The 12,401-nt window shown below is 70.6% G+C and carries 14 protein-coding genes; 11 read left to right on the top strand and 3 right to left on the bottom strand.

All coding sequences use genetic code 11. The features are described 5' to 3' along the window. The first annotated feature begins 10 nt into the window (after positions 1-10). The 9 genes from ABZ342_RS27125 (at position 11) to ABZ342_RS27085 (ending at position 7,737) form a co-directional block, all read left to right on the top strand. On the top strand, positions 11-400 hold the full coding sequence (locus ABZ342_RS27125) for a cupin domain-containing protein (RefSeq protein ID WP_360478459.1): 390 nt from the start codon (positions 11-13) through the stop codon (positions 398-400). 9 nt (positions 401-409) lie between these two features. After that, complete coding sequence (locus ABZ342_RS27120) at positions 410-985, top strand: GNAT family N-acetyltransferase (protein ID WP_360478456.1); 576 nt, start codon at positions 410-412, stop codon at positions 983-985. Between the two features lie 32 nt (positions 986-1,017). Beyond that, on the top strand, positions 1,018-1,521 hold the full coding sequence (locus ABZ342_RS27115) for a helix-turn-helix domain-containing protein (protein ID WP_360478453.1): 504 nt from the start codon (positions 1,018-1,020) through the stop codon (positions 1,519-1,521). Positions 1,522-1,590: 69 nt separating this feature from the next. After that, on the top strand, positions 1,591-2,082 hold the full coding sequence (locus ABZ342_RS27110; protein ID WP_155541399.1) for an SRPBCC family protein: 492 nt from the start codon (positions 1,591-1,593) through the stop codon (positions 2,080-2,082). Beyond that, positions 2,079-3,104: an LLM class flavin-dependent oxidoreductase gene (locus ABZ342_RS27105; RefSeq protein WP_360478450.1), complete on the top strand. Its 1,026-nt coding sequence runs from the start codon at positions 2,079-2,081 to the stop codon at positions 3,102-3,104. The genes ABZ342_RS27110 and ABZ342_RS27105 overlap by 4 nt, the downstream gene beginning before the upstream one ends. Next, positions 3,101-5,416, top strand: coding sequence for a molybdopterin-dependent oxidoreductase (locus tag ABZ342_RS27100; RefSeq protein WP_360478447.1), 2,316 nt, complete (start codon positions 3,101-3,103; stop codon positions 5,414-5,416). The genes ABZ342_RS27105 and ABZ342_RS27100 overlap by 4 nt, the downstream gene beginning before the upstream one ends. Positions 5,417-5,469: 53 nt before the next feature. Then, on the top strand, positions 5,470-6,015 hold the full coding sequence (locus ABZ342_RS27095) for a dihydrofolate reductase family protein (protein ID WP_360478444.1): 546 nt from the start codon (positions 5,470-5,472) through the stop codon (positions 6,013-6,015). Further along, on the top strand, positions 6,012-7,115 hold the full coding sequence (locus tag ABZ342_RS27090; protein ID WP_360478441.1) for an epoxide hydrolase family protein: 1,104 nt from the start codon (positions 6,012-6,014) through the stop codon (positions 7,113-7,115). The genes ABZ342_RS27095 and ABZ342_RS27090 overlap by 4 nt, the downstream gene beginning before the upstream one ends. A gap of 184 nt (positions 7,116-7,299) precedes the next feature. Next, entirely contained in the window at positions 7,300-7,737 is a 438-nt protein-coding gene (locus ABZ342_RS27085) for a transposase (RefSeq protein ID WP_360478438.1), read from the top strand. 119 nt (positions 7,738-7,856) lie between these two features. Here ABZ342_RS27085 and ABZ342_RS27080 read toward each other — a convergent pair whose 3' ends face one another. Together ABZ342_RS27080 and ABZ342_RS27075 are read right to left on the bottom strand one after the other, a co-directional pair. Next, complete coding sequence (locus ABZ342_RS27080) at positions 7,857-8,162, bottom strand: hypothetical protein (protein WP_360478435.1); 306 nt, start codon at positions 8,160-8,162, stop codon at positions 7,857-7,859. Positions 8,163-8,227: 65 nt separating this feature from the next. Beyond that, positions 8,228-9,751, bottom strand: a complete 1,524-nt coding sequence (locus ABZ342_RS27075; RefSeq protein WP_360478432.1) for an AMP-binding protein — start codon at positions 9,749-9,751, stop codon at positions 8,228-8,230. A gap of 61 nt (positions 9,752-9,812) precedes the next feature. On the opposite strand from ABZ342_RS27075, the gene ABZ342_RS27070 reads away from it, so the two are divergent. Both ABZ342_RS27070 and ABZ342_RS27065 read left to right on the top strand, forming a co-directional pair. Beyond that, positions 9,813-10,640, top strand: a complete 828-nt coding sequence (locus ABZ342_RS27070; protein WP_360478429.1) for a hypothetical protein — start codon at positions 9,813-9,815, stop codon at positions 10,638-10,640. A gap of 172 nt (positions 10,641-10,812) precedes the next feature. Next, a complete protein-coding gene (locus tag ABZ342_RS27065; RefSeq protein WP_360478426.1) occupies positions 10,813-11,529 on the top strand; it encodes a nitroreductase/quinone reductase family protein in 717 nt (238 codons plus the stop codon). On the opposite strand, the gene ABZ342_RS27060 is transcribed toward ABZ342_RS27065, so the two are convergent. Further along, positions 11,530-12,381 (bottom strand): TIGR03620 family F420-dependent LLM class oxidoreductase, encoded by an 852-nt coding sequence (locus ABZ342_RS27060; protein WP_360478423.1) that lies wholly within the window; start codon positions 12,379-12,381, stop codon positions 11,530-11,532. It lies immediately after the preceding gene. Positions 12,382-12,401 lie beyond the last annotated feature (20 nt).

Raw genomic sequence — 12,401 nt, 5'->3', positions numbered from 1 at the left:
CAGGTCGACCATGGTGAGCATGAACCCGATCGACCTGAACGAAGTCCTGGCGAGCTTTGACGCCGCCTGGAGCCCGCGCATCGTCACCCGCGTGAACGACTACGACATCCGCCTCGCGCGCTTCGACGGCGAGCACGTCTGGCACGTCCACGAGGACACCGACGAGTTCTTCCTGGTCCTCGACGGCGAGATCGAGATCGGCGTGCGCGACCCGGACGAGCGCGTGGTGACGCTGGCGCGCGGCCAGGTGTTCGTGGTGCCGAAGGGGACGTTCCACAAGCCGTCGTCGAAGGCGGGCGCGAGCGTGCTCCTGGTGGAGCCGGCGGGGACGCTCTCGGTCGGCGACGAGCACGACGAAGTGCCGGACCACGTCGACGTCACCACCGGCCACCTGGTCTAGCTTCGGGGGATGCTGACCGTCGTACCCGTCGACCAGGCGTCCTGGGCGGACCTGCAGGCGATCTTCGGCGACCGCGGCGACCCGGCCCGCTGCCGGTGCCAGTACTTCAAGGAGACGCCCGCGCAGTGGAAGTCGGGGACCGCTCAGGGGCGCGCCGAGCGGTTCCGTGCCCAGACCGCGGAGCACGCGACCGGGCTCGTCGCCTTCCTCGACGACGAGCCCGCCGGGTGGTGCGCGGTCGAACCGCGCACCGCCTACCCGCACCTGCTCGGCAGTCGCGTCGTCTGGGCCGGGCGCGACGAGGACCCGGCCGACGACAGCGTCTGGGCGGTGACCTGCTTCGTCACCCGCAAGGGCTTCCGGCGCCGCGGGGTGAGCGCCGCGCTGGCGCAGGCGGTCCCGGGCTTCGCGCGCGAGCGCGGGGCTCGCGCGGTCGAGGGTTATCCGATGCTGGTCGCTCCCGGGCAGAAGGTCGCCTGGCCCGCCGAACTGTTCGTCGGTACGGCCGGGATCTTCGCCGACGCGGGCTTCACCGAGGTGAGCCGTCCGACCGCGCGGCGGGTCGTCATGCGGCTGACCTGCTGAGTCTCTCTGGACAACGGCGTATCCTCGGCCGAATGAAACGGACCTCGTTCGCGCAGTGGCCGTGCTCGATCGCGCGCACCATGGACCTGCTCGGCGACTGGTGGACCCCGCTGGTGCTGCGCGACGCCTTCTACGGCGTCCGCCGCTTCGACGAGTTCCAGCAGGCGCTCGGCATCGCGCGCAACACCCTCGCCGACCGGCTCAAGCGGCTGGTCGACGAAGGCCTGCTCGAGAAGGTCGCCTACCAGACCGAGCCGGTGCGCTACGACTACGTCCTCACCGAGAAGGGCCGCGACTTCTACCCCGTGCTGCTCGCGATGACGCGCTGGGGTGACAAGTGGCTTTCGAGCGAGGCCGGCCCGCCGATCACCGTGCACCACGTCGCCTGCGGGCACGACACGCACGCCGAAATCGTCTGCGCGGAGTGCCGCGAGCCGATGGCGCCGGACGACACCCGGATGCGCCGCGGCCCGGGCTTCCCGCCGCGACTGGCGCAGCGCCCGGACGTCGAAGCGCGGTTCGCCCGGCAGGAGTGACGTTGACAGGCTAGGTCTATCTACGCAACTATCGTGGTCAGAGGCTCACCGAGAGGAGTGGCGACCACGATGGAGTGGACAGGCGCACGGTATGCGGACAAGCCGACGGCCGAGGTCTCGACCTGGATCGACGCCGCGCCGGAGGACGTCTGGCCGGTCGTCTCCGACATCGAGCTGATGCCTTCGCTGAGCCCCGAACTGCAGTCCGTCGAATGGTGCGAGGCCGGTCGCACGTTCATCGGCCGCAGTAAGCACGACGCGTTCGGCGAGTGGGAGACGACGTCGTACGTCGTCGAGTGCGAAGAGCCGCGCGTGTTCGCGTGGGCCGTCGCGGACCCGGCCGAGCCGAGCGCGGTCTGGCGATTCACCCTCGAACCGGACAACGGCGGCACGCGGCTTTCGCAGTGGATGCAGATGGGGCCGGGCCGGTCCGGGCTGTCGTTCGCCATCGACCGCATGCCCGAGAAGGAGCAGAAGATCGTCTTCGTGCGGCTGCGGGAGTTCGAAGCCGCGATGACCGGCAACCTCGCCGCGATCAAGGACCGGATCGAAAGCCGATGAGGACCGCGACGACGGTCGAGTTCTCCCGGGACGCGCGCACGACGCTGGACTTCGTGCTGGAGGCGGAAAAGCTCGGCCTCGACGTCTGCTGGGTCGCCGAAGCCTGGGGCTCGGACGCGCCGTCCGCGCTCGGCTACCTCGCCGCCCGCACCGACCGCATCCGGCTCGGCTCGGGCATCATCCAGCTCGGCACGCGCACGCCGGTCGCGATCGCGCAGGCCGCGCTGACGCTGGCCGACCTCTCCGGCGGCCGGTTCGCACTGGGGCTGGGCCCGTCCGGGCCGCAGGTGATCGAGGGGCTCCACGGCGTCCCGTTCGCGAAGCCGTTGACGCGGATGCGGGAGACCGTCGAAATCATCCGCCAGGCTTTCGCGGGGGAGAAGATTTCGTTCTCCGGCAAGGCGTTCGACGTGCCGCTGCCCGGTGAAGCCCGGCCGATGCGCCTGTCCACCGCCCCGAACCCGGACATCCCGATCTACCTCGCGACGCTGTCGCCGAAGCTCCTCGAGCTGACCGGTGAGGTCGCGGACGGCTGGCTCGGCACCAGCTTCGTCCCCGAAGGCGCCGACGCCTACTTCGGTCCTCTCGACGCCGGGCTCGCGAAGTCGGGCCGCACGCGCGCGGACATCGACGTCTGCCAAGGCGCCGAAGTCGCCTTCGCGGACAACGAGGACGAGCTGCGCGTGATGGTCGGCAGCCGCAAGAAGGAGCTGGCCTTCAGCCTCGGCGGCATGGGCTCGGCCACCACGAACTTCTACAACGACGCCTACAGCCGGCAGGGCTGGGCGGACGTCGCCGCCGAGGTCCGCGAGCGCTGGCAGGCCGGTGACCGCGACGGCGCGACCGCCCTCGTCACCGACGAGATGGTGCTCGGCACGACGTTGATCGGCACCGAAGAAATGGTCCGCGCCCGGCTGGGCGTCTGGCGCGACACCGGCATCGACACCGTCCGGCTCTACCCGGCCGGCGAAACCCTCGACGCGCGTCTCACGACGCTCGGCCGCGCACTGGAGCTGATATGACCGGCGAGTGGCACCGCACCGCGTGCAGCCTCTGCTACCTCAACTGCGGGCTGGAAGTGCAGCTCGACGGGCGGAAGATCACCCGCGTCCGCGGCGACAAGGCGCACCCCCGCTCGGCCGGGTACCTGTGCCAGAAGGCGCAGCGCCTGACCTGGTACGGCGACCACGAAGACCGGCTGACGACCCCGCTGCGCCGGCGTCCCGACGGCACCCACGAGCCCATCGACTGGGAGACCGCGTTCACCGAGATCGCCGCGAAGCTGCACGCGATCCGGGACGCCGACACCGCGGCCGGCCGGCCCGGCTCGTTCGCTTACGTCGGCGGCGGTGGCCAGGGCAACCACTCCGGCGGCGCGTACGGCGCGTCGCTGCTGAAGTGGATGAACTCGACGCGCCACTTCAACGCGCTGTCGCAGGAGAAGACCGGCGACTTCTGGGTCAACGGGCAGCTGTTCGGCTCGCCGCTCGTGCACACCGCCGAGGACGTCGAGCACTGCGACCTGCTGGTCGTGCTCGGCTGCAACCCCTGGCAGGCGCACGGGTTCAGCAACGCGCGGCACGCCCTCAACACGATCAAGAACGACCCCGCGCGCAAGATGATCGTGATCGACCCGCGGCGCACCGAGACGGCGGAGATCGCCGACCTGCACCTGCCGCTGCGCCCGGGTACCGACGCCTACCTGCTGGGCGCGATCCTGGCGCTGGTGCTGGAACGCGGCGGCGAAGATTCAGCCTTCCTGGCCGAGCGCACCGAAGGCTTCGCCGAGGTCGCGGCGGCGCTGGGGAAGATCCCGGTGGACGAGTGGATCGCGCACGCCGAAGTGTCCCGTGTGGACGTCGAGAAGGCGGTCGACCTGATCCTGGCGGCGTCGGCGATGACCGTGCGGGTCGAGCTGGGCATCCAGCAGGGCAGGCACTCGACGCTCAACAGCTACCTCGAGAAGCTCGTGTACCTGGTCACCGGGCACTTCGGCCGTCGTGGCACGAACAACCTGCACTCGTGGCTGCTGCCGCTGTGGGGGTCTTCGAGCGGCCGCCGGTCCGAGGTGACGGGGTTCGAGTACATCGGCGGCCTGCTGCCGGCGAACACCCTGGCCGAGGAGATCCTGACCGATCACCCGAACCGCGTCCGCGCGCTGTGGGTCGAGTCGTCCAACCCGGCCAACACCTACGCGGGTACGCGGGAGGTCGAACGGGCGGTGCGGGAGGCCGAGCTGTCCGTGGTCGTCGACGTCGCCTACACCGAGACGGCCGCGCTGGCGGAATACGTGCTGCCGGCGGCGTCCCAGCACGAGAAGTGGGAGTTCACGCTCTTCACCTTCGAATGGCCGACGAACTACTTCCAGCTGCGGCCGCCGTTGCTGGACCCGCTGCCGGGCACGCTCGTCGAAGCCGAGATCTACACGCGGCTGTTCGACGCGCTGGGCGTGCTGCCGCCGTCCGACGTCCTCGCGTCGCTGGCCGCCGGGCCGCGTGCGGAGCTGCAGGCGGGGATCGGGGCGCTGGTGCAGGCGATGCCGGAGCGGTCCGCGATCCTGCCGGTGCTGCTGTACCGGACGCTGGGCGCGTCGCTGCCCGGCGGCGCGGCGTCGATCGCGCCGCTGTGGGCCGGGTGTCACCGGGCGGCGAAGACGATGACCGTGCCGGTGCAACGCGCTTTGGGCAGTTCCGCCACGGGTCTTTCGCTCGGCGAGGAGTTGTTCGCCCGCGTACTGGCCGGTCCCACGCCGTTTTCGACCCACGAGCAGGACGAGGTGTGGAGCCTGATGCGCCGCTCGCGGGTCCGGTTGGCGGTACCGGAGCTGCTGGACTGGCTCGGCTCCTTGGACCCGGCGGCCGAACGTCCGGATCCGGCGTTCCCGTTCTCCCTGATCAACGGCCAGCGCCGGGCGCACAACGCGAACCAGATCCTGCGCGACCCGCGCTGGCGCCGCACGGATCCCGACGGTGCGCTGCGCGCGCGTCCCGAAGAGCTGGCCGCGGCCGGCGCTTCGGCGGGGGACTGGGTGGCGGTGGTGACGCCGGCGGGCCGGGTGGTCGTCCGCGCCGAGGCCGACCCGGCGCTGCGCCCGGGTCAGCTTTCCCTGCCGCACGGCTACGGCATGGCCCACCCGGACGCGCACGGCAACCGCGTGGTCAGCGGCCCGCGCATCAACCTGCTGACCGACGCGCTGGACCGCGACCCGATCGCGGGCACCCCGCACCACAAGGACGTCCCGGCCCGCCTGGAGCCGGCGACCGAGGAGGAACGAGCCCGCGCGGAAGCCGACAGCGCGCGCGTCCGCGAGACCGTCGCGAGTGGACGGTCTTAGCGTTTCCCCGGGTTTTCGGTCATAGTGGTACCCCTCAACCGAAAGGGGGCCCGGTGCGCAAGATCGTTTCGAACCTGTTCATCTCGCTCGACGGCGTGGTCGAGGCGCCCGACAAGTGGTCTCTCCCGTACTGGAACGACGAAATCGGCCAGGCCGTCGGCGGCGGGATGGCGGCGGCCGACGCGATGCTGCTCGGGCGCGTCACCTACGAAGGGTTCGCCGAGGCGTGGCCCGGCCGGACCGTCGAGGACGACGAGGGTGCCGAGTTCATGAACAACGTACGCAAGTACGTGCTTTCGTCCACGTTGTCCGATGTGAGCTGGAACAACTCGACCCTGCTGACCGGCGACCCGGCCGCGGCCGTCCGGGCCCTGAAGGTGTCACCCGGCGGCGACATCATGACCAGCGGCAGCACGACGGCGGTGCGCTGGCTGCTGTCGGAGGGCCTGGTCGACGAGCTGAACCTGCTGCTGTACCCGATCGTCGTGGGCCGGGGGAAACGGCTGTTCCCCGCCGAAGGGCCGACGTTTCCGCTGGTGCTGAAGAAGTCGTCCACGTTCGGCAACGGCGTCGTCCAGCTGACCTACGTCCCGGCGTGAGCACGCCGTTCCGGATCGACGTCCCCCAGGAGGCGCTCGACGACCTGCGGGCGCGACTGCGGGCGACGCGCTGGCCCGAGGCCGGGCCGGACGACTGGAGCCAGGGCACGCCGCTGGGATATCTGCGTTCTCTGTGCGACTACTGGGCTTCCGGCTACGACTGGCGGTCCCTGGAAGCGCGGGTGAACCGTTTTCCGCAGTACCGCACGGAAATCGACGGTCTGGGGATCCACTACCTGCACGTGCGTTCGCCGGATCCCGCCGCGCTCCCGCTGATCCTGACGCACGGCTGGCCCGGGTCGTTCGTCGAGTTCCTGAAGGTGATCGAGCCGCTGTCCCGCGAGTTCCACCTGGTGATCCCGTCGCTGCCGGGCTACGGCTTCAGCGACAAGCCGTCGTCGCCGGGCTGGGGGATCGAGCGCATCGCGGCGGCGTGGGCCGCGCTGATGGCCGGCCTCGGCTACTCCCGCTACGGCGCCCAGGGCGGCGACTGGGGGACGTCGATCACGACATCGCTGGCCCAGCGGGACGCGGCCCATCTGGCGGGCATCCACCTGAACCCGCCGATCGCGGCCCCCGACCCGGCGACGTTCGACGACCTGACTCCGGCCGAGCGGGCCGCGCTTTCCGCGTTGGACCACGCTTCGCGATGGGAGGACGGCTACTCGGTGCTGCAGTCGACCCGCCCGCAGACGGTGGGGTACGGCCTGCTGGACTCCCCGGCGGGCCTGTGCGGCTGGCTGGTGGAGAAGTTCCACGCGTGGTCCGACGGCTTCCCGTTCACCCGCGACGAGCTCCTCGACGACGTCACGCTGTATTGGCTGACCGGCACGGCGGCGTCGTCGGCGCGGTTGTACTGGGAGAGCATCCGGAAAGTCCAGCGGTGGTTCTCGGAGTCGACGGACGACACGGTGGACGTGCCGACGGGCTGTTCGATCTTCCCGGCGGAGATGCCCCGGCCGTCACGCCGGTGGGCGGAGAAGCGGTACACGGACATCCGGCATTGGAACGAGCTGCCGCGGGGCGGCCACTTCGCGGCTTACGAGCAGCCTGAGCTGTTCGCGGACGAGGTGCGGACGTTCTTCCGCCTGGTCCGCTAACGCGCGCCGGACAAAGATTGCGGCAGCGGCCGGCCTGGTGGATTGGTCGGTGTCGGTCGATTCCACGATCGCGCGAGCGCATCAGCACGCCACCACCATCACCCGCGCCACAGGGGGCTGGGTCGAATTACCCGGATCTGCTGACCGAGCCGCCTGATCACGCGATCGGCCGCTCCCGCGGCGGTTGGAGCACCAAAGTGCATCATCTCGTCGACGGAAAGGTCGACCGCTGGTGGTGTTGGTCGGGCCCCGGCAGGTCGGCGACGCGCCGATGTTCCCGCACCTCATGCGTCATCTGCGCGTCGCTCGGCTCGCACGCGGCCGGGCTCGCACTCGGCCCGGCCGTGTTCGTGGCGATAAGGCTTACTCCTCGCGGGCGATCCGCGGGCATCTGCGTGCACGCGGCATCACTTCTGTGATCCCCGAACCTGCCGACCAGGTCGGGCATCGCCAGCGCCGCGGTTCCCGCGGCGTTCGGCCACCGGCGTTCGACGCGGTGGGCTACCGCGGCCGCAACGTCGTCGAACGCCGCTTCACCCTGCTGAAACAGTGGCGCCGCCTGGCCACTCGCTACGACAAGTTCGCTACCGTTTACCGCTGCGCGGTCGTCCTCATGCCGTGATCGCCTGGACCGAGCCTTTGTCAGACCTGACCCAGCGCGCGTCGGACAAAGGTCTTGGCTGCAAAGGTCTCGGCCGGCGGCTGGGATGCTGTCCGGTGATCTGGACCTGGCGTCGCCGGTCAGCGGTTGCCTTCACGCCGTGATGACCTGGACCAATGCATGTCAGACATGCCTTGGCGCTTGAAGCCCTTCGGGTCGGCGAGGTACCGGTCCAAGTCCGGATCCTCGTGCAGCTCGGTGAACCCGTCCTCGATCTCCCGTCCCAGCTCGGCCCGCAACCGCGCCAACGCCGCCCGGACGTCGGCGTTGAACCGCACGCACCGAGCCTCCCGCCACGGCCCCGGGTCCGGCGGGTAGTCCCAGTTCATCGACTCGTCGTACTGCTCGATCAAGCTGTCCAGCGAAGCACGCAACGCACGGCTCATCGGCGGGTCCACCGGCCCCACGTCACCCCAGAGCACGGCCCCGGAGCCCGCGTCGAAGAAGAACCTCAGTTGACCTGACGGTTCCGGTCCTGCCAAAACGGCTCCCGCAGCTTGAACTTCTGGATCTTCCCGGTCGCCGTCCGGGGAAGCTCGTCCAGGAACTCCACCCGCTTCGGGCACTTGTACCCCGCCAAATATTCGCGGCAGTGCTTGATCAGCTCCTCCGAAGTCACGTCCGCGGACGTGACCACCAGAGCCGTCACCAGCTCGCCCCACTTCTCGTCCGGGATGCCGATCACTGCCGCCTCGCGGACCGCCGGGTGCGAGATCAGCGCGTCCTCCACCTCGATCGACGACACGTTCTCGCCACCCGAGATGATCACGTCCTTCTTGCGGTCCGCGATCGTCAGGTACCCGTCTTCGAACGTCCCGCCGTCACCCGTGTGGAACCAGTTCCCCTCCTGGACCCGGGCGGTCTCCGCCGGGTTCTCCCAGTACCCGTCCAGGTTGTGGTTCGACTGCGCGAGCACCTCGCCGTCCGTGTCGACGGCGATCCGGACGCCCAGCGCCGGCGTCCCCGCGCGGCCGAGCAGGCGGGCCTGCTCGTGCGGGTCCAGGTCCGCCCACTCGCTGCGCATCCGGTTGACCGTCAGCAGGGGCGCCGTCTCGGTGAGCCCGTAGATCTGGATGAACTCCCAGCCCAGCTCCGCCCGCACCCGCTCGATCGTGCGCGTCGGCGGCGGTGCGCCGGCCACGACGATCCGGACGCGGTCGCGGCCCGGGATCTCGCCTTCCCACGTCGCCGCGCCGTCCAGCGCCGCCGTGACCACCGCCGGCGCCGCGCACAGGATGGTCACGCCGTGCTCTTCGATGCGCCGCAAGATTTCGGTGCCGTCGACCTTGCGCAGCACGATGTGCCGCCCGCCCAGCCCGGTCACCGCGTACGGCATGCCCCAGCCGTTGCAGTGGAACATCGGCAGCGTGTGCAGCAGGACGTCGTCGTCGCTCAACGTCGTGTGCAGGCCGAACACCGCCGCGTTCAGCCAGAGGTTGCGCTGGGTGAGCTGCACGCCCTTCGGCCGCGCGGTCGTGCCCGAGGTGTAGTTGATGGTCGCCGTCGCGGACTCGTCGCCGGCCCACGGCGCCGGTGTCCCGTCGCCGCCCCAGATCGCGTCGTCGTCGCGGCCCAGGACGAAGACGTGCTTCGCCGTCACGGTGTCCAGCAGGTGCTCGAGCTCGGGGTCGACGATCAGCACCTCGGCCCCGGAGTGCTCCACGATGTACTTGACCTCGGCCGGGGCCAGCCGGAAGTTCACCGGCACCAGCACCCGGCCCCAGGCGGACACCCCGAAGAACGACACGAGCAGCCGCGCGGCGTTGTGCGACACCATCGCGACGCGCCCGCCGACCGGCACGCCGAGCGCGTCGAGGTTGGCGGCCTGCGCGCGGGCCCGCCGCGCCACCTCGCGGTAGGTGAGCGAACCCCAGCTCGGCGCGGGCTGGTCCGGCTCGTCGACCACCGCGACGCGGTCCGGGTACACCGTTTCCGCGCGGTCGAGGAAGTCCCGGACACCCAGATCGAAGAACATGCCCCCGATGATGACTCTTCGCAGGTGCCCGCACCAGTCCGATGTGGTTCGCTGGGACACGATGGACTTCGACACGGTGGCCGGCGAGCTCTACGGGGGTGACCTCGCGGAGTTCGTCAGCGCGCGCAACGCGGCGGCGAAGGCCGCGAAAGCCGAGGGGAACGCCGAGCTCGCGGCGAAGATCCGCGAGCTGCGGAAGCCGACCACGGCCGCGGCGATCGTCAACCGGCTGGCCCGGGAAGACGACGCCGAGCTGCGCGAACTGGCCGAGCTCGGTGACGAGCTGCGCGACGCCCACACCCGCCTGGCCGGGGACGACCTGCGCGCCCTGACCCGGCGCCGCGGCGAGCTGGTCCGGCGGATCGTGCACGGGCTGCCGTCGATGAGCGACACCGTCTCGCGCGAGGTCGAGGCGACGCTGGAAGCCGTCGCGGCCGATCCGGGCACCGCGGAGCTGGCTGTGGCCGGGCGCCTGACGTCCGTAGCGCACCAGGACACCGACCAGTGGTTTACCCTCGCCGCGAACGCCGCTCCGCCGTCCGCGGGCAAGCGCCCGGCGAAGCTGGTGGAAAAGGCCGAACCGGCCAAGCCCAAAAGGGATCACCGGCGCGAGGAAGAGGAACGCCGTCAGGCCAGGGCCGAGCGCGAGCGCCTGCGCAAGGAGGCCGCCGAGCTGGCCAAGGAGCGCGCCGTGGCCGAGCGCGACCTCGTCCGCACCGAACGCGCGGCCGAGCAGGCCACGGCCCGCGTCGAAGACCTCCGCACGCGTCTCGCGGAGGCGGAGGAACGCGCCGAGCGCGCGACGGCGGAGTTCGAGAAGGCGAAGGAAACCTACGAGCAGGCCGACAATGCCGCCGAGGAAGCGCGAAAGGCTGCCGAAGCACGCTGATTACGTGGTAGCGTGAAAGCGCGCCCCGGATGGGCCTACGCACGGAGGTAGTGGCTACTCAGCCCCCTTGAATCGACACGTTCTGCCGTCCCAGGCAGAAGTGTGCCCTCCGCGCGCCCGTTCCGTGTCGCTTCACGGCCTCCGGCGATCACTTCGTCGCCAAAGGAGCAGCTTGATCCAGCTCACCACGACCGGTGCCCGCACCGGCCGAAAGCACCGCATTCCCCTGGGGGACTTGGACATCGACGGCCGCCTGGTCGTCGTCGCGTCGGCGATGGGCTCGCCGAGGCACCCCACCTGGTACCACAACATCCGCCACAACCCGCTGGTCACCGTGGAAACCGGTACCGAGACGTTCGACGCGATGGCCGCGCTCCCGCCCGACCGCGACGCGTTGTTCGCCGAGGTCGTCGCGCGCGAACCGGGGTTCGCGGAGTACCAGGCGAGGACGACCCGCGTGCTGCCGGTCGTCGAGCTGCACCGGCTCGATGCCGTGCGCCGCATGGGCGACTGGCTCGTCGAGGTGCACGACTGGCTGCGCGCCGAGCTGCGGAAGCTGCGCGACGGCGAGCCGCATCGCCTGAGCACCCGGTGCACCGGCTTCTGCGCCGCCCTCACCCGGCACCACTCGGGGGAGGGCGCCGCGATCTTCCCCATGCTGGCCACGCGGTTCCCGGCGCTCGCGCCCACGCTGGACAAGCTGGCCGACGACCACGTCGTCGTCGCGCGGTTGCAGGAGGAGATCCAGCGGCTCGTCGACGAAGAGACCGATCCGGCCCGGCTGCGGGCGGAGTTCGACCGCCTGGCGTCCGCTTTGGACGACCACTTCGCCTACGAGGAGCGCACGATCGTCACCGCGCTGAACGCCCTCCTGCCCGCGCCCGGCTGATCAGAGCAGCACTTCGGCCAGCTTCCGGTGGTTTTCGGCCTCCACCTCGGCGGACCGGCCGATGACCTGGACGGCCACGTGGTCGGCGCCGGCGTCCACATGGGACCGTAGCCCCTTCGCGATCTCTTCCGGCGTGCCGTGCAGCGCGAGGTCGTCGATCAGCCGGTTGCTGCCGCCCCCGGCGACGTCGGTGTCCGTGTACCCGTGGCGCAGCAGGTTGTTCACGTAGTTGCGCAGCCCGAGGTAGGGCTCGCGGATGAAGGCGCGGCCGATTTCGCGAGCCTCCTCGGGACTGCCGACGACGACTTTCTGCTCCGGGGCCAGGATCTTTCCCGCGCCCAGGACCGACCGGGCGTGCCGCGTGTGCGCGACCGGGACGAGGTACGGGTGCGCGCCCGCGGTGCGGTCCCGGGCCAGCTTCAGCACCCGGTCGCCGAGCGCGGCGAGTACCCGGGCCTCTTCGGGCACGCCGGCCGCGTCGAGCCGGTCCAGGAAGCCGACGAGCGTGTCGTACGGGCTGTGGTACCCGGTGACCGACTCGGGGTGGCCGACGCCGATCCCGAGCAGCAAGCGCTTTCCGTACCGGCCCGCGAGCCGGTGATAGGACTCGGCGAGCGCCTCCGGCTCGTCGGCCCAGACGTTCACGATCGCCGTCGCCACGGTGATCCGCTCGGTCGAGGCCAGGATGTCCTCGACGAACGCGAGGTCGCTGATGGAGGCCCGGCCGGTGCCGAGCCAGGCCGTGCCGTAGCCGAGCTTGTCCGCCGCGACGGCGTGCAGCTTGCGGGTCGCGTCGTCGCGGTGCGGGGACAGGAACACGCCGAAGGTACCGAGGTTCGCTACATTTGCCATGGTGGTCAATGTAGCAAATA

Origin of the sequence: Amycolatopsis sp. NPDC005961, assembly GCF_040629235.1 — a bacterium.
Taxonomy (GTDB): Bacteria; Actinomycetota; Actinomycetes; order Mycobacteriales; family Pseudonocardiaceae; genus Amycolatopsis; species Amycolatopsis camponoti.
Note: the sequence above shows the minus strand (reverse complement) of the source record. Positions and strands in the feature narration are given on the sequence as shown.